The following is a 22,460-nucleotide window of genomic DNA, read 5'->3' as shown; positions in this document are numbered from 1 at the left end:
ACTGAGTTTATGAAGTTCCAGCCATTGCATTTCATCCCAAATTGGAGTCGGTCTAAAAAGCAAAAAGGTTTATGCCGCAATTTCTCGATCGTGTTTGCACTAGGTTCCTTTTTGGGTTTAGCGATCGCCACTACTACCAGCCATTCCGAAAATGCTACAGCCGCTTATCCGATTGCTGCCAACTTGTCAAACGTAACCCTACGTGCTTCTAAGTACAAAGGCGGTTGGGATTTGCAACTCAAGCTAGCTGGGCAAGATAAATTTCCCTACAAAACTGAGTTCACAGAATTTACTGGGGGAAACTTTATCGTACAGGCAATCAACGCCAACGCCATTGACATCGGTAGTGCTAGCGAGATCCCACCGATTTTTGCGGTTCAATCCCAAGGGGCGGTGAAAATCATTGCTTCCATTAAGGGGCCGACAGTGGGTCAAGTCGTACTCGTGCCAAAAAACTCCAATGCTAAGAAGTTTACTGACCTCAAAGGTAAGAAAGTCGGCTATGTCAAAGCAACCACAGCTCATTACTTCCTAATTAAGATGTTGGCACAAGAGGGATTGACACTCAAAGATGTGAATGCGGTGCCACTAACTATTCCTGACGGACTCTCTGCATTCAGGAGAGGCGATTTAGATGCTTGGGCCACCTACGGTTACGCAATCCAGCAAGCCCAGAAAGATGGAGCCAAGGTACTAAAATCAGCAAAAAACATTCTCTCAGGCAATTTTACGATTGTCGCAGCGCCGAGTGCGATCGCCGATCCTAATAAAAAAGCTGCGATTGCAGACTTCCTCTGCCGCATCCAGAAATCGCAAGATTGGCAAGCATCAAATATAGAGGCGTGGTCAAAGAACTATGCAAAAGCAATTGGAGTGGATGAAACCTTTGTACTCAAAGATGCCAAAGAGGGTTTAAAACAAAGGCGATCCCTACGGGGGCAAGCTACGCAAGTGTTGCCGATTTCCCAACAAGCGATCGCTTCCCAGCAAGATGTCGCCGACACCTTTTATCGTGCAGGCGTCATTCCCACGAAAGTTGATGTGAAACCATTATGGGATGGAAGCTTTACTAATGCGATTAATAAATGCAAATAGTCAATGATATAACTCCTAACTCCTGACTCATTTGTTCAAATAAAGTTAACTTAAACTAAGGTGAAATATGTCAATTCAAGACACAGTATCTAATTGGGAACAACTGTTAGAAATTGCCCAAAAAAATACCCCGGCTCGACGGGTGCGTAGACCAGGGCAATCTCCTTCTACCGCTCCCATCCCTAGCAGTCTTCATAAATTGCCGCCAGACACAGAACCGCCAGTACTGCTCTACCGCGATACCAACTCTTGGTGTCCATTTTGCGAACGGGTTTGGTTTGCTCTTGAAGAAAAAGAAATTCCCTTTGCAACAGAGTTTATCGACTTGACTAACAAGCCTAAATGGTATACTGATTTAGTTCCCACAACTCTTGTCCCGGCGGCGAAAATTGAGGACAAATTAGTTTATGAATCCAAAGATATTCTGTTAGCTTTAGAAGAACGATTTGGGCCAACCTTACTGCCTGAAGACCCAGAGGAAAATGCTATTGCAAGACAGTGGCTTGAGGATGCTGAAACCAATGGTGTGAGAGATATCGCCTACAAATTTCTCAGACAACCCCCAGAAGATCCGCATGAATTAGCAAGCTTACAAGCGGCTTTTGAAGCGAAATTAGACGAAGTAGAGCAACTTCTCGGCAAGTATCCCGGCCCCTACTTTTTGTCAACATTTAGTGTCGTAGATATTACTTATAGTCCCCATTTAGATAGATTGGCGGCTAACTTACCCGTTTATCGCGGATATCAACTCAAGGGAAATCCCCGCTATCCTCGGATTAACGCTTGGTTTGAAGCACTCAAACAGCGTCCCGCTTATCACCGAGTAAAATCGGATGATACCACCAACAATTTACTTTTGCGTCGTCGGTGGGGCGTGACACCAATCGGTAATCCTTTGCCACCTGACCCAGCTATTAGCCAAGAAATCCAATTTCGGGCAGAAGCGGCTGAAAGGTTGACTGATAACCGAGAAGTTGCTTTAGGAGATATTCTGAAAAACTCTGGGGTGCAAGCATTAGCAGTCAATGGCGACACAACAGCCGTTAAAGAAGCGGTTGATTTTCATCTCAGATTGCTGGCTGACTATCTCATCAATGGTAATGGTGCAGCCTTACCGTGGGGACGCGTGGGTGGTAAAGACAATGCTGACCCCACTGCGGCTGCGATTGGTGCCATCACACTGGCCTATGTGAGAAATCGCATCTGTGCGCCACGGGATATGAGCGCTGGTGCTGCAACTGCATTCCGGGCAGCAGCTGATAAAGTGTTGGCATCTCTTTATTAGCGATCGCATTTCCAGATCAATCTGGTATAAAAGAACGTGAGTTCGACAAGTCTTATTTGACCTCTCCTCCAGCCCCTCTCCGACACGGAGAGGGGAGCAAAAAGCTGAAATTTTCGTTGCTCCTCCCTCTCCGAAACGGAAAGGGAGGTTGGGAGGGAGAGGTTCATCGAACTCACGTTAAAAGAATGTAGACAATACGGTTCGGATAAGGTTTTTTGGTTACACGCCGCTAATCGTAAAGACGCGATAAATCGCCGTCTCTACAAAGGACTGATTATTGTAGAGACGGCGATTTATCGCGTCTCTTGCCTTAACCGAACCGTATTGAGAATGTAGAGACGTATCACTGCTACGTCTCTACAAAGGTTTTAGATGGAGATATCTTATCGATAATCTTGACTTTGAATGCTTCCTAAACGAGCAGCATCACGAATATTGTAGTCAGCACGGGTAAAGCGATTTAGCTGCATTTCAAAAAAGTCTCGATTAGCTTGTAAATGCTTGGGATTTTGGTCATCTAAAGGATATAAAAGTGCAGTTCGCAAAGCTTGAATTACCGCAGAAGTAACACAGTACATTGACCGTTGGAAACTCACTCCCAACTGAATCAACATATCTTCTTCACCCCGGCAATGTTGCTTGTAGTAATCAATAAGATATGGTGGCAAAAAATGCAACATATCTTGCATTAATAATGTCGGGGGAATGCCAGCAGTACCGACTGGAAATACATCAGCGTAAAGAATGCCATAGTGAAAGTCTTTCTGGTCTTCTGGCACTTGACGCGCTTGAGCATTATAAGATTTTGTTCCTCTAAAGGGTGCGGTGCGGTAGAAAACGGCTTCTACATAAGGTAATGCGGCTTCATACAGCCACATAAAACCCTTAGATTTGGGGACAATTTCGTAGCATTCACCACGAATATAAACGTGATGATAAATAGGACGACCTGCGATCGCAAATATACCATTAACTATGAAGCTCATTGCCTCTGGAACGCTGCTAATGGTACCTTCATCGTAGCGGTCTGACATTTCAAAGAATACTGGGGCCATGATTTCCCAGAATAAGCCTAGATTAGCGTAGTATGACATCTGGCGGCACTGTTCCAAAAACATATCGGGGAACAGCTTGTAAAGTCCCAGCATCACGGGGTTCCCTTGGAAGTAAGCTTTAATTGCTCGGTCAGCGTTGGCTTTGTATTCTTCAGAATCTAGATAAGGGTCAAATTGTCCACCCATCCCTCTGTGCCACAACATCGCCCGCATACAAGCTTCTGCAAATTCCATGTTAATGCGATCGTGGAACAAGTGATGCAACAACTTTGGCATTTTGAAAGTTTCACCTTTCTCAATAAATGCCAAAAGTTCTGGATGTGCAGTAGCTTCGCCGCGCCAAATTCGTAAATCGGCATCATCACCAGCGTAATGATTATGCAGTTCTAAATACTCTTTGGGTAAGAAGTATTTAAAGAATGGTAACGGGTTTAAAAATTCGCGTTCGGCAATGTAAAGTAGGTCACGCCAGTAAAAATCCATCGGTACAGCATAAGCTTTATACAAACCGATGATTTGCATTAAATTTTCTGGAGTGTCGGGTAACATTGCACCGCCTGCTTCTAAGCGGTGAATTACTTCGGCAAATTCGTGTTTTGAAGGGGGTAATTTAATTGCTGTTTTAATTGCTGTCATGGTAATCGTAAATTGGTAGAGACGCGATTTATCGCGTCTGGGGGATAGGTTTTGAGAGGTGATTTATCGCGTGTGGGGGGATAATTTTTGAGACGCAATTTCTCGCGTGTGGGGGGATAGGTTTTGAGACGCGATAAATCGCCGTCTCTACAAGTGTTTTGATGTATTTTCTATTTCAGTGCGACTTCAGAGATTACGGTTTTTTCTAAGGAAGGAATTGCAGCCACCATTGTTGTAGTTGTGGATTCACTCCAACGCACTAACCAAGTGGGTTGTACTCCTAAAAAGATGATGAAGGCTGCCAAAATTAAAGCTGGGATTTTCTCAGACCAAAGAACTTTGGGATAGTAGGCGAAGTTATCGAGTTTGCCAAAACAGGTACGGTTGAGGAGGATGACAAAATAAACTGCGGTTAATCCACTAGCGACTACACACAAAATTGTCGGGATGGGAAAGACAGAGAAACTACCTTGAAAGACGATAAATTCGGCGATGAATCCTGTTAAACCGGGAATACCTGCGCTAGCCATTCCACTTAAAACTAGTAAGGCGCTAATTAGAGGTAAACCGCGTATGGGACTCATTAAACCATTGAGTTTATCTAACTCACGTGTACCGACTTTCGCTTCTACGACTCCCACCAAGTGGAAAAGAATCGCCAGGATGATACCGTGGCTGAACATTTGGGCGACTGCACCCACAAGTGCTAAGGGAGTACTAGCAGCACCAGCTAGCAAGATATAGCCCATGTGACCAACGGAACTGTATGCTACCATGCGCTTGATATCTTTTTGAGCGATCGCAACTACTGCCCCATAAATAGCGCTGATTGCTCCCCAAATTGCTAAAGTCGGTGCAATAATACTCCAAGCATGGGGAAACATACCTAACCCAAATCGCAGCAATCCATAAGTCCCCAGCTTTGCTAACACGCCACCGAGAAGAATGGCAATTGGTGCTGAAGCCTCAACGTAAGCATCGGGTAGCCAAGTATGGAAGGGAATTAAGGGAATTTTAATCCCAAAACCTAAAACTATTCCTGCTAGTAAAAGGATTTGTTTTGCTGTTGACAGATTTTCTGTAGAGACGGCATCAAAAGCAAAATTGGTAGAACCACTCAGCCACACCATACCCAAGAATGTTGCCAGAATTAAGGCTCCCGATACAGCAGTATAAATCAGGAATTTCATCCCAGCATAACCCCGTTTTGCCCCTCCCCAAATGGAAATTAGTAAATAGAAGGGGATTAATTCTAGTTCGTAGAATAGGAAGAATAGCAGCAAATTCTCTGCTAGAAAAGCACCTGCAACTCCTCCACTAACTAATAAAATCATGGAGTAGAACAGCCGGGGACGTTCAGTTTCTTTACTACTGCTGTAAATAGCAATCCAGGTAAGCAGGCTATTTAACACCAACATCAAGATAGAAAGCCCATCAACACCTATTTGATAGCTCAAGCCAAGGGTTTCATTCCAGGGTAAATACTCTTTAAATTGCATTCCTGGATTGCTGATATCAAATTTTAGCAGGATAAACAGGTTCCATAAGAAAACTATCCCTGAAAAGATTAATGCTATTAAACGAATGCGATGCTTAGGTATACTTACAGGTAATATTGCTATGAGAATAGCAGCGAAAATCGGGAGCCAAATTAAGACACTTAACATGGTAATTTTGTCCTTTGTTATTTGTTATTTGTCCTATGTCTTTTGTTCTTGATGACTTATAGCGGTTCTCGGTTAAGTGAGGTACAAGAACCCCACCCCCAACCCCCTCCCCGCAAGCGAGGAGGGGGCTAAGATGTACCTTGTATGATTAGGAAACGCTATATTCTTAGTCAATGACTAATGACAAAGGACAAAAAATCTAACTTACTATACTAATTTCTCCAGTATCTAAATCGTAATAACCACCGACTATTTTCAGTTTTTCTGCCTTGATTAACTCAGATAAAACTGTCGATGATTTTAATTTTTCAACTTGCGCCAAAATATTTGCTTTACAAGCATTTTCTAACTTATCTCCTGATTTATCTTTTGAGCTTTCTACACTTGGTTTAATCGCTTCAAGTAAACTTCCAATTCGCCCTGGCACTTCAGCACCTTTAATCGCGGCCTCTACCGCACCGCATCTTTCATGCCCCACGACCATGATGACTTTGGAACCTAATACTAAGCTACCAAATTCTAAGCTACCAATTTGCTGTGTCGTGGCAATATTACCAGCTATCCGGCAGACAAATAAATCTCCAAGTCCTTGATCGAAAACAATCTCTGAAGGGACTCGTGAATCTGCACAACCGAGAATAGAAGCGAAGGGTTTTTGACCTTTGGCAACTTCGACTAAACGTGAATATGTTTGGTCGGGATTACGACGTTTTCTTTTAGAAAATCTTTCATTTCCATCTAATAGCTCTTGCAATGCCTTATCGGGTGTAATATCTTCTTCTACTGGTTTTTTTTCGGCTGCAAGCAAGTTTGAGCCAAGTCCGGCTGTCAATACACCTGTACCGATCGCACCTGCACCAAACTTCAATAAACCTCTTCTGGAAAGATTGAGTTGGGGATGTTGTATGCTCATGAAATTCTCCTCACAATATTAAACTGTTAACTTTGAGACGCGATAAATCGCCGTCTCTACAAGTGTTTTGGGCTGATCTAAACTGTGTTGACTGCTATCCAATTGTCGAGATTTGAAAAACCAAATTTAAAAACTGTATTCCCCAAAATGGCCAAGTTACCCACATTCCTAAAAAGCTCACTCCTAAAAGAACAGTGAGTGCATAAAACTGGGTTTGCCCAGAGTTGCTGTATTTAAGACCTTCGCCACCTAATAGCGAAAATAAACCAACGAAGTTAACGATGCCATCGACTACAAAGCGGTCAATCATATCGGCAAGTTGGGAAATTTTGGCAACTCCAAAAATGATGGTCATTTTATAGAGTTTGGGGGTGTAAAAGTCGTATGCGAACAAGTCCTGCAAACCTTGCCAAGGGAGACGAATCGGTTTAGGAATGTTGCTTAAATAAATCACGCCAGTGATACTGCAACCGAAAATACTCGACCAAATTAAAAGTAGTGCAACATCTTTATTTAGGCTTGCCCAATCGGGTAAAAGTGATAAGCTTTGCAACACTAAAGGAAGATGTAGACTGACACCAAGTAAAATCATTGTTGGCAAAATCATCGGCCAGTGAGCTTCAGGCGATCGCTGACTCATTTGTGTAGGTTTACCGCCAAAAACTAAAGCGAATTCTCTGGTTAAACTCACGGCTGTTAAAGCATTTACCGCGATTACTACTCCCACTAACCAAGGTTGCGTTTCCCACAACCCATCTGTTAATTTCACCAGCGCCCAAAAGCTACCCAGTGGTGGAAAACCAATTAATCCCAATGTCCCGACGATAAAAGCGATCGCAGAAATCGGGCGACGCGTCCACAATCCGCCTAATTGGGTAACATCTTGGGTGATGCTATTCCAAATAATTCCCCCAGTACTCATCACCAATAAGGCTGCGGATATGGCGTGAGTGAGTACTAACAATAGCGCCGCTTCGTATTCTTGCACTCCCACAGCGATGAATACTAAACCCATGTATGCGCTGACAGAATAGGATTGGCAGCGTTTGAGATCGATTTGAGCGATCGCAATTAAAGAAGCACCAACGGCTGTCACCGCACCAATCGCAACCATCGCCGAGGAAGCTATGGGCGAGATGCTTAACACAGGTTGCAATTTAATCAGCACCCATGCACCACTAGCTACTACTACCGAGTTCCGCAAAATCGTACTGGGAACAGGGCCTTCCATCGCTTCATCTAGCCATAAATGCAGGGGAAATTGGGCACATTTACCCATCGGCCCAGCAATTAAAGCTAAACTTACCAGCGCCATAGTTGTCGGGTTGACGTTAGCAGTAGCCGCCCATTCAGCTAATTCTGGATAATTCCAAGTTCCAGCTAAAGGCCATAATGCCAACACGCCCATTAGCAAGAATAAGTCTCCCACCCGCTTGGTTAAGAAAGCATCTCTCGCACCTGAAACTACCAACGGCTGGCTAAACCATAAGCCGACTAGTAGATAGGTTCCCAGCGTTAGGACTTCCAAAATTACATAGCTGAAGAACAAATCATTACACAAAGCAAGGGCACATAATCCGGCTTCAAATAATCCCAATAAAGAATAGAAGCGTCCCCAACCCCAATCCATTTCCATGTAGCCGATCGCATAAATCTGCGCCAGCGAGTTCAAGCCAGTAATCACAACCAAAGCGCCGACACTGACTGAGGATATATCCAAAGCAATGGTTAAGTCTAAACCAGCCGTAGACAACCACGGAATAAATACTTCTTGGGCTGGATAATTCCAAGTTGCTTGTAAAGCGATCGCACTATGTACAAACGCCAAAAATGTCATCACCAAATTTACATAACCCGCCGGTCTTGGCCCCGTTTTCCGAATGATCCCTGGCGACCAAGGGACGGCTAACAAACCACCGATTAAGGCATAGCACGGAACTAGCCAAACAGTCTCTAGTAGAAACTGAGCCATTAACTTACCTCTAAATTTGTATCAAAAATTTGGGGTTTTAAATCAACTGGCGTTGATCCCTGTTAACCCAACGATGTCTACGACGGGCGTAGCTGCCGCAGATAATGCAAATTTATGTTTATTTAATTTTGTTAGAAACAGCTTACCGTTATATCTGTCAAAATGGAATTAGTTAATTAAATAAATTTAAGATAATAACTCTAATTATTTCTTATATAATCAACTATTTCAGCAAGTAATAATAGGTATTTATTCTTATCTATCCATCGAATGAGGGATGAATCAATAGTTATCATTAGTTTTATCAATTCATATAAATGACAAGAGACGCAATTGATTGCGTCTCTACAAATCGACTCAAGATAATTTATATTTGGGTGATTTTGTCAACCTGCCAGTGAGAGATAGTAATAGCAGGTGGTGAATCAACTTGGCTGATGGGGGCGGGTTTCATGTCTCGGTAGTCCAGGAGTTGGACTACGATGAGGTAAGCGATCGCTAAAATGATCGAAATCGCACCTGTAAGAATAGCAATTATTTTCGAGCGTTCCATCAGTATTTCCTGTAATCCAAGTTGTTATGCAGTGCCTATATCCACATAATAGACTCGGTTAAAGTTTCTGGGCGTGAGCGAACCGCACTTTAGCACATAAAATATTAATAACCTGAAAGCGACATTGAGCGATCGCCATGACAACGAAACAAGCTATCTTTGACGCTATTGAACAACTGCCACAACACCTAAAAGACGTGTTGCAGTATGTTCAACAACTTGCACGTACCCAAAAATTATCAGCATCTAACGTACCCACCCAAAGTAGCGATCGCCTTGCAAATTTCATCGGCGCAGTATCTCACGGTTCTCTAGCTGCCAACTTAGACGCAAACCTAACCCCCAACCCCTTCCCTACAAGGGAAGGGGAGCAAAAATCAAAGCCTCTCTCCTTTTAGGAAAGAGGTTTGGAGAGAGGTCAAAATATTAAGTCGCACATCGAGTTTTAATATAAAAGTAAGTGCAAAAATGAGCCTTTGATACTCAACGTTGACCTTCTGAGGCTCGACGTTGAGTATCAAAGGCTCGACGTTGACCTTCTGAGGCTCGACGTTGACCTTCTAAGGCTCGACGTTGACCTTCTGAGGCTCAATGTTGACCTTCTGAGGCTCGACGTTGACCTTCTGAGGCTCGACGTTGACCTTCTGAGGCTCGACGTTGACCTTCTGAGGCTCAATGTTGACCTTCTGAAGCTCGAAGTTGCGCCTTTTATCCTCGAAGTTGCACCTTTGAAGCTCAACTAACAAATATATCTAACCATTCCTGAATTTACAGGCGTGAGCGTGTAGTAAAATTTGCTCACCTCCGTAAAGTGCAACATGGCTGAAGACTTCTCCGGTAAAAATCTCCGAGGACGCAACTTCAAAGGCAGACAAGACCTTGCGGGTACAAACTTTAGCTATGCCGACATTCGAGGGGCAAACTTTAGTGGTGCTAACCTGGCAGGGGCAAACTTCAGTCATGCCAAAGCTGGACTGCAACGCCGCTGGGCAATTTTCCTAGTCCTTGTCTCGTGTCTTTTGTCGGGACTTTCAGGATTGTTATGGGTTGTCAACGGGTTATTGGTGTCACGAATATTTGATACTTCTAGCTTAGAGTTTCAAATTGGCGGCTGGGCTGCCCTAATCGTATTAATTGCCTTTTTCTTCGTCACAATTTGCCAAGGAGTAGCAGCTGGTTTAGGAGTCTTAGCCGTAGACCTCACCGTAGTGTTTGCCGTAGCCATAGCCGGAAGCCTAGCCGGATCTGGAGCCGCAGCCGCAGCCGGAGCCGGAGTCATAATCGGAGCCGGAGCCGGAGCCGCAGCCGCAGCCGGAGTCATAATCGGAGCCATAGCCGGAGCCGGAGCCGGAGCCTTAGCCGCAGCCGCAGCCGCAGCCATAGCCGGAGCCATAGTTAGAGCCAGAGCCATAGTCGGAGTCATAGCCGGAGCCGGAACGTTATTTAGTATCTACATCAGCTGGCGAGCCATGAAAGGAGATCAAAAACACTCCTTAATTCGCAATATTGCTGTTGCCTTTGCTGCAACAGGAGGTACAAGTTTTCGTGGCGCTAACTTAACCAATGCTGATTTCACCCAAGCCACACTCAAAAGTACAGATTTGCGAAACACTATTCTTATCTGTAGCCGTTGGTATCAAGCCAAAATGCTTGACCGTGTTCGTCCTGGCTCAACTTATCTTCAAAACTTACAAGTACGTCAACTGCTGATTACAGGACAGGGACAGGATAAGAATTTTTACCGTGAAAACTTGCGAGGTATCAACTTACAATCAGCAAATCTAGCTGATACCAGTTTTATTGGCGCTGATCTCAGTGAAGCCAATTTGCAAGATGCCGATTTGTCAAGAACAAAGCTAAAGCAAACGCAACTAGACGGCACAGATTTAACAGGTGCAACACTCACCGGAGCTTATATTGAAGATTGGGGGATTACAAATACGACTAAATTGCATGGGGTGAAGTGTGAATATGTCTTCATGCGCTTACCCACCAAAGAAGACCCCGACCCGCTCCGCAAACCTGATAATAAACAAGAGGTATTTGCAGACGGGGATTTTGCCAACTTTATCAAGCCAATTTTTGACACCCTCGACCTTTACCATAATCAAGGCGTTGACCCCCGCGCTGTTGCGATCGCCTTCAAAAACCTTGCCGAAAACCATCCCAAAGCCGAGTTAGAAATCGTGGCAATGGAGAAGCGCGGCAATGATAAAATCTTGCTCAGAGCCAAAACCGCCGCAGGTAGCGATAAATCTCAACTCAGTGCAGAATATTTTGATGATTATAATCAACTCAAAGCCTTATCGCAGAGTCAGCAATTATTGCTGGTAGAAAAAGATAAACGCATTATTAGTTTAGAAAATATGGTAGATACTGCTCTCAAGCAGCCGAAATTTTATACTCAAGGAGATACAAATATGTCAGATATCAGCGGCATCAATATTCAAGGCAGCAGTAATGTTAGCGGTATCGCTGGCAATAATTCTATTGCTAATCTAGGAACCATTAGCGGTAACGTGAGTATTGCCCTCAATCAGTTACCTGATGCAACCGATGCCGAGAAACCAGGAATTAAAGAATTATTGTCGCAGTTGCAAGATGCGATCGTACAATCCACATATTTGTCAGAAGAAGACAAAACCGAAGCCCTAGAACAGGTGAACAGTTTGGCAGAAGCGGGTAAAAATCCTCAAGAATCCACCAAGCAAAAGACGGCAAAAACAGCCATTACCATGTTGAAAGGGATATTTACCGGCTTACCTGCTGTTGCTTCTCTAGTTGAAGCGACTAATAAATTATTGCCTGCCATTTCTAAACTATTCGGTTTGGGATAATTTAACGCGATCGTAGGTGATATCATGTCCGCTTGATTACTTACTAAACCCGAAGAACCCCACCCCCGCCAAAGCTACGCTTTGTCTCCCCTCCCCGCAAGCGGGGAGGGGCTGGGGGTGGGGTGCAATGACTGTGGAAATCATAACTAATTATGCGGACATGAGATGAGATATTCCTCAAAAGTATACAGACGTGATTAATTTGTACAGTGCATAAGTCTTATGTCAATATTTATGCAAAGGTGTCTTGATTACATGAATCTAATGAACTTTCAAATCCAAGGCTTTTTTACGACGTTAATAATTGGTACTGTGTCAGCATTGACCATTTCAGACGCTATCTCTCAAAAGGTGAACGCCCAAGCTGCGCCTTCTTGTAATAATGCAACTATAAAAGGTAGGTATGGAATTAATTTCAATGGGACGTTTGCAGCAACGCCTTTAGCTGAAGTTGGTTTCTACAAGTTTAATGGAACGGGAAGTTTTCAAGGAACAGTTGCTCAGAGCACTGACGGTACTATATCTACAAACAAGGCAGTATCAGGACTCTATAGTGTTAAACAAGATTGTACGGTGTTGATATATGGTGATGGTTCTTTAAGCGGTATTATTGTTGATGGAGGCAAAGAAATCTTTCTTATCCAAACTGATCCAGGTTCAGTAATTACTGGTACTTTGAAAAAAGTAAACTGATTTACTCCATCTGTCCCAACCCTTGAAATAAATCAGTTATATCATGTCCGCTTGATTGCTTATTAAACCCGAAGAACCCCACCCCCGCCAAAGCTACGCTTTGTCTCCCCTCCCCGCAAGCGGGGAGGGGATTAAGGGGTGGGGTGCAATGACTGCGGTTAGCATAACTAATTATGCGGACATGATATTACCTGATTCACCGGATTCCGAGAAACCAGACATTAAAGAATAGAAGAAAGAGTGCAAGGCGCTCGTAGCTCTCCATAAATAATATCGTATCTACTTTCTTCATTCTCAGGTAGTTTTGGAATGTAGAGTTAAATTTTTCCAAAATGTCTTTAACTGAAGAAATTCTTTCCCAATTACCCGGCGATGTTTTAGGAGGATTGCGCCAAAGCGATCGCATTCTCACATCTGGGCGAGAAAACACCGCACCTATACCAACGTTAGTTAAAGAAAGTCAACAGCCTTTAGGCGATACTGACTTCGATGTAATTATCTGCGGTGGCACATTGGGCATTTTAATTGGTTGCGCCTTAGCGGTGAAGGGATTGCGGGTAGCATTGCTGGAACGGGGTATTTTGCGGGGGAGGGAACAAGAGTGGAATATTTCTCGCAAAGAATTAGATGTATTTGTGGAATTAAACTTGCTGACTGAGGAAGAATTAGAGAGTGCGATCGCCACTCAATATAACCCAGCGCGAGTTAGTTTTGCTGGCGGTACAGAAGTTTGGGTAGAGGATGTCTTGAATATCGGCGTAGATCCAGTTTATCTACTAGCTACCTTGAAAACCCGATTTCTCGCCGCAGAAGGAAAGTTGTTAGAAAACACACCTTTTAGCGAAGCAGTAGTTCATCCCGACGGGGTGATAGTAAATAACCAATTCAAAACTCGGTTATTAATCGACGCGATGGGACATTTTTCACCAATCACCCAACAAGCACGCCAAGGCAAAAAACCAGATGCGCTGTGCTTAGTTGTGGGAAGTTGCGCCCAAGGTTTTCCAGAAAATAACTCAGGCGATTTATTATTATCATTCACATCATTGCAGAATCAATGTCAATACTTCTGGGAAGCTTTTCCAGCCAGAGATGGCAGAACGACTTACTTATTTACCTACATGGATGCAGAACCCCAACGTTTGAGCTTAGAAGCTCTATTTGAGGAATATCTGCGTCTTTTACCAGAATATCAAGGAGTGGAGTTGAGCAACCTGAAATTTCAACGGGCACTATTTGGTTTCTTTCCCACCTATCGCCAAAGTCCCTTAAAAACCCCTTGGAATCGCATTCTACCAGCTGGAGATAGCAGTGGTAATCAATCTCCCTTGAGTTTTGGTGGTTTTGGGGCAATGGTGCGTCACCTGAAGCGTTTAACTTATGGCATTTCCGAAGCACTAGAAACAGAACAATTATCTGCAAAAGCGTTAACACTGCTGCAACCTTATCAGCCAAGTTTGACTGTTACTTGGTTGTTTCAAAGGGCGATGAGTGTTGGTGTAAATCAAAAAATTGCCCCAAATCAAATTAACCAATTACTCTCAGCAGTATTTCAGGAAATGCAACAGTTGGGTACACCAGTGCTAAAACCATTTTTACAAGATATAGTGCAGTTTTCGGCACTGACGCAAACACTGTTAAAAACTGGCTTATATCATCCTGGAATAGTTGCCAAGATAATTCCGCAAGTAGGTTTGGCAAGTTTGCTAGATTGGATGTTACATTACAGTAATTTAGGTGTATACACTGCCTTGTTTTCGCTAAGTCCAATGCTAGAAACATGGATTAAGAATCAACCAAAAGAACAACAATATTATTGGCATCGTTTAATCGATGCTTGGAAGTATGGTTCTGGCGGTGATTACTCAGATGAAACTTAGAATAATATCGGTGTGAGGATAACATGATGGAACGGAAATCATCAGGAATCAAATACTTTGCAGTGCTGATTGGATTCCTGCGCGATCGCCAAGGATTTCTAGAGGAAATTCGCCAAGGTACGAGATTACCAAATAAAATCATTTCGCTGCTGGTTTGCAGTTCATTATTTATCGCTGCTTATGGCGGAATCATTGGTGCATATCATAGCTGGATGCAAGCTTTATCTTCCGCCATTAAACTCCCAGCCCTTTATTTAATCACACTTTTGATTTGTATCCCGACGTTGTTCTTTGCGAACATTATTTTTGGTTCCAAACGGAGTTTTGCCCAGCATTTAGCATTAGTCTTAACTGCGGTTTCAGTCACCAGCGTACTTTTATTTAGCTTTGCCCCAATCACGCTGTTTTTCTTAATTACCACCAATAATTACCAATTTTTAATTCTGTTAAATGTCTTTATCTTTGCCATCACTGGATTTATTGGTATTTCGTCTTTATATCAAGCCACGAGTTTAGTTTTAGAACAAGATGATGAAAGTAGTAAAACCCGCCAGAAAATTTTGCAATTTTGGCTATTTCTTTACGCTTTCGTAGGCAGTCAGTTAGGATGGACTCTCAGACCGTTTTTTGGCACACCTGGTTCTGTGTTTGAACTATTCCGCGAAAGAGAAGGTAATTTCTATTTAAGCGTGATTAAATCTCTTAGCTATCTCTTTGGATTCCGTTAATTATTCATTAGCAATTCCACAAAATATACAACCTATAAAATCATGCTAAAAAAGCAAAATCGCGGAATTCAACAATTTAATGTTTTAGTAAATTTACTGCGCGATCGCCAGTCATTCTTAGAAGAAATTCGTCAGGGAGTGCGATTACAAAATAAAATCAGTTCTCTGTTCGTAACTAGTTCTATATTCTTTGCCCTTTATGGAGCAATTATCGGTGCATCCCACAGTTGGGGACAGGCATTATCGGGTGCTATTAAGCTTCCGGTATTCTATTTAATCACACTGATTATTTGTTTCCCGACGTTATTCTTTTTTAATGTTTTGTTTGGTTCTCGGAGCAGTATTCTACAGCATTTCGTTGTATTACTCACATCTGTATCAGTGATTAGCGTACTTTTATTTAGCTTGGCACCAGTTACGCTATTTTTTCTAATCACTACACCCGATTCTTATCAATTTTTTAAACTGCTGAATGTATTTATTTTTGGCATTACAGGCGTATTTGGCGTGAAGTTCCTGTATGAAGGAATGCAATTACTTTCTCAACAAGATGAAGTTGGTAAAAAAACTCGCACCACTATTTTAAGATCCTGGTTATTGCTTTATGCCTTTGTTGGTATGCAGTTAGGATGGTTTCTCAGACCATTTTTTGGTGCGCCTGACTCTAAATTTGAGTTGTTTCGGGCAGTGAAAGGCAACTTTTATTTGGATATTGTAACGGCGATTTCCGAAATTTTAGGTTTGCGTTAATCTCAGAAAAAGATAATTACTCTAGTTCCCAGTGATATCATGTCCGCTAGATTACTTATTAAACCTGAAGAACCCCACCCCGCCAAAGCTATGCTTTGTCTCCCCTCCCCGCAGGCGGGGAGGGGCTGGGGGTGGGGTGCAATGACTGTGGAAATCATAACTAATTATACGGACATGATACGACAACTAGTAGTTAATAAAACCTAGCTTGAACTTTCCTCGTTCCCAGTCTCCGACTGGGAATGCATTCATTGAGTCTCTGACTCAATAAACCTCTTACACAAATGCAAATTTCAAAGTCCCTCTCCCAAACTTGGGAGAGGGATTTAGGGTGAGGGCTTTAAATTCATGCAACAAGTCTAATCTCTAAAAGCTTCTTCTAGCCTGCTTTCAGCTTAAGGGTCAGTTTTCAGATATTCTTGTAATTGTTGGGTACGCAGTTTTGTGGTATCTTCCAAACAACCAAAATAAATGCTAGAAGCAATACTTCCGCCCTCATATCTGCTTCTTTCAAACTCACAATTGGTATCTCGAAACTTGATCCATCCTTGTTGTCCAGCAATCAATTTCTGTTTTCTAGGCCTTTCTAATGTAGATATCAATTGTTGATAAACTTGATTCAGCTTTTTATCTGCATTCTGATAAGATAACTTCGTACATTCATTAATTGCTGCTTGAGTTTGAGGATTATTGCAGTTTAACTTTTGAACTAAGCGCATCTCAGATAAATCCGGCGTTGCACCTGCTATTGTCATAGCAGGAGTATTTAAACTGCTGAGAGTTAGTATACTGGAAAAAACTAGTAATAATTGACGCATAGCAAAATCTTTGTTGTTAAGTATAGAAATTTGATATTTTTGGTAGCCTCGAACTCAGAATCAGAGTAGGAAGTGGTATGCTCCACAAAGAAGTGTCATGGTTGATTTTGGCTACCAGTACACTCCAGCGATGGAGTTTTGCTTAAAAGAAGAATACAGCAACTGCACGAAATCGAAATGGGATAAGCGATCGCTAGTATATATACTTATTGCATCATCCTGAAAAAGGGATGAAATTTTATTTACGCAAATAAAATATATATTTTTGTTAGAAGTATGATATCTGTGTCTAAAATATTTTTATTATACAGCTAAATTCCGATAAAACTCTTGCATTGATCGTTCAAATAACTGTATTCTTTATATTGTTGAAAATTGTTTTTCACAAAATCAATAACAAAGCACAATTTCAGCACATCGCAAAAAACATTGAGTGGGCAAATCGATAAATGTCGATATCAAACCAAAATCTATGTATGCTGTTGTCGCTGGCATTATGAATAACAGGAGCAACTCCCGAAATGAAAAATCAAATATTTTGTTTATGTGTGTAGTGTAGCAAGGAATTCAAAATTTTTTCTATTCCCTATCTCTTACAGTCCATACCTAATTTGAATAGAGAAGAGTATTGGCTAAATTTTCAATCTTTTCATCTCTCTAATCGGGGCAAGAAATCTATTCTGTGCTGGCTGAGTTTGGGATTTCAAACCCATTTTATCAACGAATCAAGACCAGGAAAATTATGACCTCTTTAGATCCTAATTTTTTTGACATCCCGGACAAAAGCCTAATCATCATCGACCCAGCCGTTGATGACTATAAAAAGCTAAATGGCAACAACTTGGAAGTCATCTTTAAAGACGTAGTAGATACAGAAGTAAGAACAGTAAATTCAGAAGCACAAAAACTGCTGAAAGCTCCACCAAAAGAATTGTTAGCGCCTCCTGGCGATCTCAATCCTACACTACTACTGTTTTTTGCATCGGTGACAGTACTGGTGTCATCTCATTGTGGTTACTGGCTTTGGCAATGGCCAGACTGGCTGTGTTTTAGTTTTAATGTTATTGCTTTGCATTGTTCTGGAACAGTAATTCATGATGCTTGTCACCAATCTGCCCACCGCAATCGAGTCATTAATGCCATATTAGGGCATGGTAGCGCCCTGATGCTAGGGTTTGTTTTCCCAGTGTTTACACGAGTACATTTGCAGCATCATGCTCATGTCAACGATCCTAAAGATGACCCAGATCATTTTGTTTCTACAGGTGGCCCGCTGTGGATGATTGCATTTCGATTCTTGTCCCACGAGGTGTTTTTCTTTCGACGCCGACTGTGGCGCAAATATGAACTATGGGAATGGCTAATTAGCCGCTCAATTGTTGTTGCAATTGTTTATATCTCAGTTCAGTATCATTTTTTAATGTACGTTCTCAATTTTTGGGTTGTACCTTCTGGTATAGTGGGATTAATACTGGGCTTGTTTTTTGATTATTTGCCCCATCGTCCCTTTGTTGAACGCGATCGCTGGAAAAATGCTCGTGTATATCCTAGCCCAATTCTTAACATCCTAATTTTAGGTCAGAACTACCATTTAATTCATCATTTATGGACTTGTATTCCTTGGTACAAATATCAGTATACATACTATCTGATGAAGCCTTTATTAGATGAAAAAGGCTGTTATCAAACTTCAGGGTTATTGCAAAAGAAAGACTTTTTAGAGTTTATTTACGATATCTTTGTAGGAATTCGTTTTTCTCATCAAAAAACTAAAAATCAAGATGAATCACAAAGTCGTAAATAGGTATTAACTCGTGAATTAGTCATTAGTTATTGGTCATTTGTAAATAACCAATGATATCAAGTCAGCTTAATGACTTATTAAACCCGAATCGCCCCACCCCGCCAAAGTATCCTACGTGTATACACAAGTCTGAAGTAGCTGAGAAATCAAGGTTTTACCCCACCCTAACCCTCCCCTTTCTAAGGGGAGGGAACAGTATTTCTAGTTTCCCGCCAATGCATCGGGGGGATTAAGGGGGGTAATTTGACTTGTGTGTATACCGTAGGCAAAAGCATCGGAGAGGGGTGCAATAACTCTGGGAATTATAACTATTTTATTTTTTGTAAATCAAAAAAACTGAACCAATCGGCCCAAGGTTTTCTACATAAGTTTTCTGGTTGTAATACAATCCTGGAGACATACCGCCATCAAATAAAATCCCTTCTTGAATCTTACCTAAACAGTTATTGCTAGCAATACCCTCTAAGACATTATCAAACATATCTGGCAGTAACTCTTGATTAAGTTGAGATAATTCAATCTCGGAATTAGCTTTCAAGTCATTAACTAATAAGATTACATAGCCTTGATTAGTAATAGCTGCCAGAGAGCGATTAGTTGCATTTTTACAAGCAAATTCTCCCAAATCTTGACAAATATCTTTAAACTTACCCTGACGATAGAATCTGCCATTACCGCCCACTAAATTATAATTGAGAATATCGTTCGTTCTTCTGCCAGCTTGAATAGTAGCCCGTCGCTGCTGGGGTGTACCTCCTGATATCCCAAAGGAAGAACGTTTATTTTTAAATGCTCCTGAATACTCTACGCCACGAGAAATATTTAAGCCTTGGGGTTTATCTTCAGTATCTATATAGTCGGCATTAATTGCAGCAATGGGTAGCTGTCCGTTTAACTTGGCATTTTCATCAGCGATGAGTTCATGAAACTGTTTTGCTACATATTCTTTACGTAGTTTACCTCTACTATCTTTGGCGTAGAGTTTATGAGATAGACCAACATTAACTTTGAAATCTAATTCGGCTGATTTGGGATTAAAAATAATTACATTGTTAATACCTTTAGGATTTTTTTTACCTTGATTATTGGTTTTAAAAAAATCAATACTGAACTTGGCATCTTTGCCAGGGCAACTTTTAGACGCTTTTGGGACTAAATTTGCTTCAATCTTTTGACAACCTGATAATACGCTTGCACTGATTATCAAGATAAATAACAAAAATAATTTTTTTGTAGGCATAATAATACAAAAAAAACCGCTACAGAATTACTATAGCGGGGAATAATTTAAAATTTCAGTCTGGAATCAATCTCAGAGCCAAAACTTAAGAGAACCATTCTACAACAGCTTCTTCTTTGGTGTTAGTATTCCGAGATGGTGTCTCACGATTAAATTTCATCTGAATTGAGCGGGTTTGCTCCCCATCAGCAGCTACAGCCAAAATTGGGTAGTCAATTAAACCATCCTGGAAGGACATCTGGAAGCGGAATGTTCCATCTGGATTTAGCTTAATTGGACGGCCACCAATGGTTACAGTCGCATCGGGTTCGGTTGCACCGTAGACTATCAACTCAGCATCGGCAATTAACCAGAACTGGCGCGGACGCACTGGTACGGCAGAAGCCGAGAAGCCAACACCTGAACCGGAAGCGGTTAAGCCAGACACGGTAGGAGTTGCCCACAGACCTACACCCGATGGGAAAATGTAGGAGCTAATAGCTTGTTCAGGACGCGCTGCACCTTGTTGTGAGCCGAAGATAGAACCAGCAACCCGTAGTGATTCGGCAGATTCTGCTAAACCAAATATTTCGTCGTAGATGGGGTTGCCATTTACAGCATTACCAACATTACCAACATTGCCATTGGCGGTAGCTGCAACCTTCTTGGCGGGAGGAACTAGTTCGTACTGAGTTTTGCCACGTAAATCTTCTTCAAAATTTACAGTGATGAAGACATCCTCAATCCAGTCAGAAGGATAGACGGGAGGAATGTGTACTCTACTAGAACGAGCTAGTACTAACCAACGACCATCAGCAGCACGATAGCCAATATCAATCGTATAATCGCGATCGCTAACTGGAACTGGTAGATACCATTCTCTAGCTAGTTCATCAGCGGGATATTCTTGAATGCTATGTGGGCTTTGGTATTCGATATTGATGTCGGTGACATCATAAATCCGTAGTGCCAGTTGTTGTCCGCCTTGCCGACGCAGTTCCTCTTTGTGTTCATTGGGAATATCCCAGTAAGTGTAAGCCCATTGAGGATCGCGCGGTAAGAGTACAATCCGGCTTTCACCATAGCCAGAGGGCAAATCTGCCAGTCCTTCATCAACATCAGCTAAAGATCCACCAGTACGATCTTCCTGACCTAATTCAAACTTTGCAGCTTCCACGGTTTCTTGTGCCTCCAATGAACGAGATGGACTGAGTAAGGTTCTGCTACGCTGGACTTCTTGTATTGATGCGAGTAGTTGTGATTTACGCATTCGGCTATAGCGAGAGATGCTATATTCGCTAGCAACTTTGCGTAGTTGGCGTAAGGTCATCTCCTCTAGTGGCGGGCGTTCTTTTGCCATTAATTTGGCCTCCAGTAGTTTAAGCGGTAAATGATTTCCCCTGGTTAAAGAATGCTATGTAAAATCTCATCCATTCCAGATGAATTTCTTATCCTGACTCCTGGTTTTGCCCAGTTTTTAAGTTTTTTAATCTGTTTTTAAATTGAGCCAACACCCTTTCAATTCCTTATTGTGCCAAAATTAGCATTTCTTTGGGATCGGAGGATTTTTATTTGTTAAGTCAATATTAACCACTAAGCATATCTAGGGATCAAGGGGTCAGAGGTAGGTTTTTTAGCTGTTTCACGAATTTATCAGCCCTTCTGGGATCTGCTTGTCATGATTTCATAACATTTTTAGTGATTTACACGTTAAGCAATAGTAACAGTATTAAGATTTCATGACATTGCTCTTTTGGTTAGCCAAAAATCACAATCCACAAACAAAGGAGTAGGATTCAAAGGGATTGGGCATTGAACCCACCGCTAAATTCCTAGTTGGCCAATACCGATCGCAAACCAAAACGTGGGGCAAACTTAGTTAATCGTTACTTTAGCGATCGCCTTTCTTCCCGCCGCTATGTGAAATTAAGTCCCAAGATAGTGTGTACCCGACCATCAAAGAACTTAAGCTTGGCGTATAAGTTTAGGGTTTAGGGAAATAATTATGAATAAGGAAACAGTTCCTAGTCAGGCTGAAAAGTCTAATCCAGATGGTGATGCGCCACAATTAAGTCCAGAGGTACTGGACAAAATCAAACACCCTGCGAGAATAGACGATGTTATTCGGGAGCAATCACCAGCAGAACGTAAAAGTAACCCAGCTTTAGTACCAGAAATGATTGACGATCCAAGTGATGATTAATTGGGTTTGCGAAAGAGGAATCGAAAAGCTCAGATTCCCGACTTTTTAGAGAAGTCGGGAATTATTGGTATTTAGTTATTCTTGATATATTTCTGGCGTGTTGATGTCTAATAGCACAGTCGGAATCTCAAATTTGACTTGATGAATTACTGAATAAAATTTTTTGAGAACTTGGTGTAAACCTAAGTTTTATTCACGAATATTTTCTAAGTGAGTTCAACTAGTGTGTGGTAGACATTCGCATCGCGTTATTTGGGGGTCTAAATCTAGCTTCAAGAAGTGACTTTCCACTCTAGATTACTTGCAAATCTAAGATTACTTACCATCGTCATCTATACTAAGTTAGATTTTA

Annotated in this window: 19 protein-coding genes; 11 read left to right on the top strand and 8 right to left on the bottom strand. The window is 41.9% G+C overall.

Annotated features, from left to right (window positions below):
• Positions 1–9 precede the first annotated feature (9 nt).
• Both V7K61_RS15330 and V7K61_RS15325 read left to right on the top strand, forming a co-directional pair.
• Positions 10–1,095: an ABC transporter substrate-binding protein gene (locus tag V7K61_RS15330; protein WP_335054309.1), complete on the top strand. Its 1,086-nt coding sequence runs from the start codon at positions 10–12 to the stop codon at positions 1,093–1,095.
• Positions 1,096–1,162: 67 nt separating this feature from the next.
• Entirely contained in the window at positions 1,163–2,380 is a 1,218-nt protein-coding gene (locus V7K61_RS15325) for a glutathione S-transferase family protein (RefSeq protein ID WP_335054307.1), read from the top strand.
• Positions 2,381–2,763: 383 nt separating this feature from the next.
• Here V7K61_RS15325 and V7K61_RS15320 read toward each other — a convergent pair whose 3' ends face one another.
• The 5 genes from V7K61_RS15320 to V7K61_RS15300 form a co-directional block, all read right to left on the bottom strand.
• Positions 2,764–4,071, bottom strand: a complete 1,308-nt coding sequence (locus tag V7K61_RS15320; RefSeq protein ID WP_335054305.1) for a CO2 hydration protein — start codon at positions 4,069–4,071, stop codon at positions 2,764–2,766.
• A 170-nt stretch (positions 4,072–4,241) separates the two neighbouring features.
• Positions 4,242–5,738, bottom strand: a complete 1,497-nt coding sequence (locus V7K61_RS15315; protein ID WP_335054303.1) for an NADH-quinone oxidoreductase subunit M — start codon at positions 5,736–5,738, stop codon at positions 4,242–4,244.
• A gap of 199 nt (positions 5,739–5,937) precedes the next feature.
• A complete protein-coding gene (locus tag V7K61_RS15310; protein WP_335054301.1) occupies positions 5,938–6,651 on the bottom strand; it encodes a carbonic anhydrase in 714 nt (237 codons plus the stop codon).
• A 94-nt stretch (positions 6,652–6,745) separates the two neighbouring features.
• Positions 6,746–8,623 carry an NAD(P)H-quinone oxidoreductase subunit F gene (locus tag V7K61_RS15305; protein WP_335054299.1) on the bottom strand — a complete coding sequence of 626 codons (1,878 nt, stop codon included), beginning with the start codon at positions 8,621–8,623 and terminating at the stop codon, positions 6,746–6,748.
• Positions 8,624–8,990: 367 nt separating this feature from the next.
• On the bottom strand, positions 8,991–9,176 hold the full coding sequence (locus V7K61_RS15300; RefSeq protein WP_094347746.1) for a hypothetical protein: 186 nt from the start codon (positions 9,174–9,176) through the stop codon (positions 8,991–8,993).
• A 137-nt stretch (positions 9,177–9,313) separates the two neighbouring features.
• On the opposite strand from V7K61_RS15300, the gene V7K61_RS15295 reads away from it, so the two are divergent.
• The 7 genes from V7K61_RS15295 to V7K61_RS15265 all read left to right on the top strand — a co-directional run bounded on the left by V7K61_RS15295 (position 9,314) and on the right by V7K61_RS15265 (position 16,064).
• Complete coding sequence (locus V7K61_RS15295) at positions 9,314–9,574, top strand: hypothetical protein (RefSeq protein WP_335054297.1); 261 nt, start codon at positions 9,314–9,316, stop codon at positions 9,572–9,574.
• Positions 9,575–9,652: 78 nt separating this feature from the next.
• The gene (locus V7K61_RS15290) at positions 9,653–9,919 is read left to right on the top strand and encodes a hypothetical protein (RefSeq protein ID WP_335054295.1); all 267 of its coding nucleotides are present in this window, start codon (positions 9,653–9,655) and stop codon (positions 9,917–9,919) included.
• A gap of 75 nt (positions 9,920–9,994) precedes the next feature.
• Entirely contained in the window at positions 9,995–12,013 is a 2,019-nt protein-coding gene (locus V7K61_RS15285; RefSeq protein ID WP_335054293.1) for a pentapeptide repeat-containing protein, read from the top strand.
• Between the two features lie 264 nt (positions 12,014–12,277).
• Positions 12,278–12,706, top strand: a complete 429-nt coding sequence (locus tag V7K61_RS15280; protein WP_335054291.1) for a hypothetical protein — start codon at positions 12,278–12,280, stop codon at positions 12,704–12,706.
• Between the two features lie 332 nt (positions 12,707–13,038).
• Positions 13,039–14,586, top strand: coding sequence for an FAD-binding oxidoreductase (locus tag V7K61_RS15275; RefSeq protein WP_335054289.1), 1,548 nt, complete (start codon positions 13,039–13,041; stop codon positions 14,584–14,586).
• A gap of 23 nt (positions 14,587–14,609) precedes the next feature.
• Positions 14,610–15,314 carry an actin-binding WH2 domain-containing protein gene (locus V7K61_RS15270; RefSeq protein ID WP_335054287.1) on the top strand — a complete coding sequence of 235 codons (705 nt, stop codon included), beginning with the start codon at positions 14,610–14,612 and terminating at the stop codon, positions 15,312–15,314.
• Positions 15,315–15,356: 42 nt separating this feature from the next.
• Positions 15,357–16,064 carry an actin-binding WH2 domain-containing protein gene (locus tag V7K61_RS15265; protein ID WP_335054284.1) on the top strand — a complete coding sequence of 236 codons (708 nt, stop codon included), beginning with the start codon at positions 15,357–15,359 and terminating at the stop codon, positions 16,062–16,064.
• A gap of 395 nt (positions 16,065–16,459) precedes the next feature.
• Here V7K61_RS15265 and V7K61_RS15260 read toward each other — a convergent pair whose 3' ends face one another.
• Positions 16,460–16,882: a lysozyme inhibitor LprI family protein gene (locus tag V7K61_RS15260; RefSeq protein WP_335054282.1), complete on the bottom strand. Its 423-nt coding sequence runs from the start codon at positions 16,880–16,882 to the stop codon at positions 16,460–16,462.
• Between the two features lie 742 nt (positions 16,883–17,624).
• Between V7K61_RS15260 and crtR the strand changes: the two genes are divergently transcribed.
• Complete coding sequence (gene crtR / locus V7K61_RS15255) at positions 17,625–18,686, top strand: beta-carotene hydroxylase (protein WP_335054280.1); 1,062 nt, start codon at positions 17,625–17,627, stop codon at positions 18,684–18,686.
• A 313-nt stretch (positions 18,687–18,999) separates the two neighbouring features.
• On the opposite strand, the gene V7K61_RS15250 is transcribed toward crtR, so the two are convergent.
• Together V7K61_RS15250 and V7K61_RS15245 are read right to left on the bottom strand one after the other, a co-directional pair.
• Complete coding sequence (locus V7K61_RS15250; protein ID WP_335054278.1) at positions 19,000–19,926, bottom strand: phosphodiester glycosidase family protein; 927 nt, start codon at positions 19,924–19,926, stop codon at positions 19,000–19,002.
• Positions 19,927–20,011: 85 nt separating this feature from the next.
• Positions 20,012–21,265 (bottom strand): DUF4912 domain-containing protein, encoded by a 1,254-nt coding sequence (locus tag V7K61_RS15245; protein ID WP_335054276.1) that lies wholly within the window; start codon positions 21,263–21,265, stop codon positions 20,012–20,014.
• A 645-nt stretch (positions 21,266–21,910) separates the two neighbouring features.
• Between V7K61_RS15245 and V7K61_RS15240 the strand changes: the two genes are divergently transcribed.
• Positions 21,911–22,108: a hypothetical protein gene (locus V7K61_RS15240; protein WP_335054274.1), complete on the top strand. Its 198-nt coding sequence runs from the start codon at positions 21,911–21,913 to the stop codon at positions 22,106–22,108.
• The last annotated feature ends 352 nt before the right edge of the window (positions 22,109–22,460 follow it).

Source organism: Nostoc sp. (assembly GCF_036918015.1).
Lineage (GTDB): Bacteria > Cyanobacteriota > Cyanobacteriia > Cyanobacteriales > Nostocaceae > Nostoc.
Note: the sequence above shows the minus strand (reverse complement) of the source record. Positions and strands in the feature narration are given on the sequence as shown.

Excerpts from the sequence above, each read along its gene's own strand:
- V7K61_RS15330 (WP_335054309.1), top strand. The coding sequence starts at position 10 with ATGAAGTTCCAGCCATTGCATTTCATCCCAAATTGGAGTCGGTCTAAA.
- V7K61_RS15325 (WP_335054307.1), top strand. The coding sequence starts at position 1,163 with ATGTCAATTCAAGACACAGTATCTAATTGGGAACAACTGTTAGAAATT.
- V7K61_RS15320 (WP_335054305.1), bottom strand. The coding sequence starts at position 4,071 with ATGACAGCAATTAAAACAGCAATTAAATTACCCCCTTCAAAACACGAA.
- V7K61_RS15315 (WP_335054303.1), bottom strand. The coding sequence starts at position 5,738 with ATGTTAAGTGTCTTAATTTGGCTCCCGATTTTCGCTGCTATTCTCATA.
- V7K61_RS15310 (WP_335054301.1), bottom strand. The coding sequence starts at position 6,651 with ATGAGCATACAACATCCCCAACTCAATCTTTCCAGAAGAGGTTTATTG.
- V7K61_RS15305 (WP_335054299.1), bottom strand. The coding sequence starts at position 8,623 with ATGGCTCAGTTTCTACTAGAGACTGTTTGGCTAGTTCCGTGCTATGCC.
- V7K61_RS15300 (WP_094347746.1), bottom strand. The coding sequence starts at position 9,176 with ATGGAACGCTCGAAAATAATTGCTATTCTTACAGGTGCGATTTCGATC.
- V7K61_RS15295 (WP_335054297.1), top strand. The coding sequence starts at position 9,314 with ATGACAACGAAACAAGCTATCTTTGACGCTATTGAACAACTGCCACAA.
- V7K61_RS15285 (WP_335054293.1), top strand. The coding sequence starts at position 9,995 with ATGGCTGAAGACTTCTCCGGTAAAAATCTCCGAGGACGCAACTTCAAA.
- V7K61_RS15280 (WP_335054291.1), top strand. The coding sequence starts at position 12,278 with ATGAACTTTCAAATCCAAGGCTTTTTTACGACGTTAATAATTGGTACT.
- V7K61_RS15275 (WP_335054289.1), top strand. The coding sequence starts at position 13,039 with ATGTCTTTAACTGAAGAAATTCTTTCCCAATTACCCGGCGATGTTTTA.
- V7K61_RS15270 (WP_335054287.1), top strand. The coding sequence starts at position 14,610 with ATGATGGAACGGAAATCATCAGGAATCAAATACTTTGCAGTGCTGATT.
- V7K61_RS15265 (WP_335054284.1), top strand. The coding sequence starts at position 15,357 with ATGCTAAAAAAGCAAAATCGCGGAATTCAACAATTTAATGTTTTAGTA.
- V7K61_RS15260 (WP_335054282.1), bottom strand. The coding sequence starts at position 16,882 with ATGCGTCAATTATTACTAGTTTTTTCCAGTATACTAACTCTCAGCAGT.
- crtR (WP_335054280.1), top strand. The coding sequence starts at position 17,625 with ATGACCTCTTTAGATCCTAATTTTTTTGACATCCCGGACAAAAGCCTA.
- V7K61_RS15250 (WP_335054278.1), bottom strand. The coding sequence starts at position 19,926 with ATGCCTACAAAAAAATTATTTTTGTTATTTATCTTGATAATCAGTGCA.
- V7K61_RS15245 (WP_335054276.1), bottom strand. The coding sequence starts at position 21,265 with ATGGCAAAAGAACGCCCGCCACTAGAGGAGATGACCTTACGCCAACTA.
- V7K61_RS15240 (WP_335054274.1), top strand. The coding sequence starts at position 21,911 with ATGAATAAGGAAACAGTTCCTAGTCAGGCTGAAAAGTCTAATCCAGAT.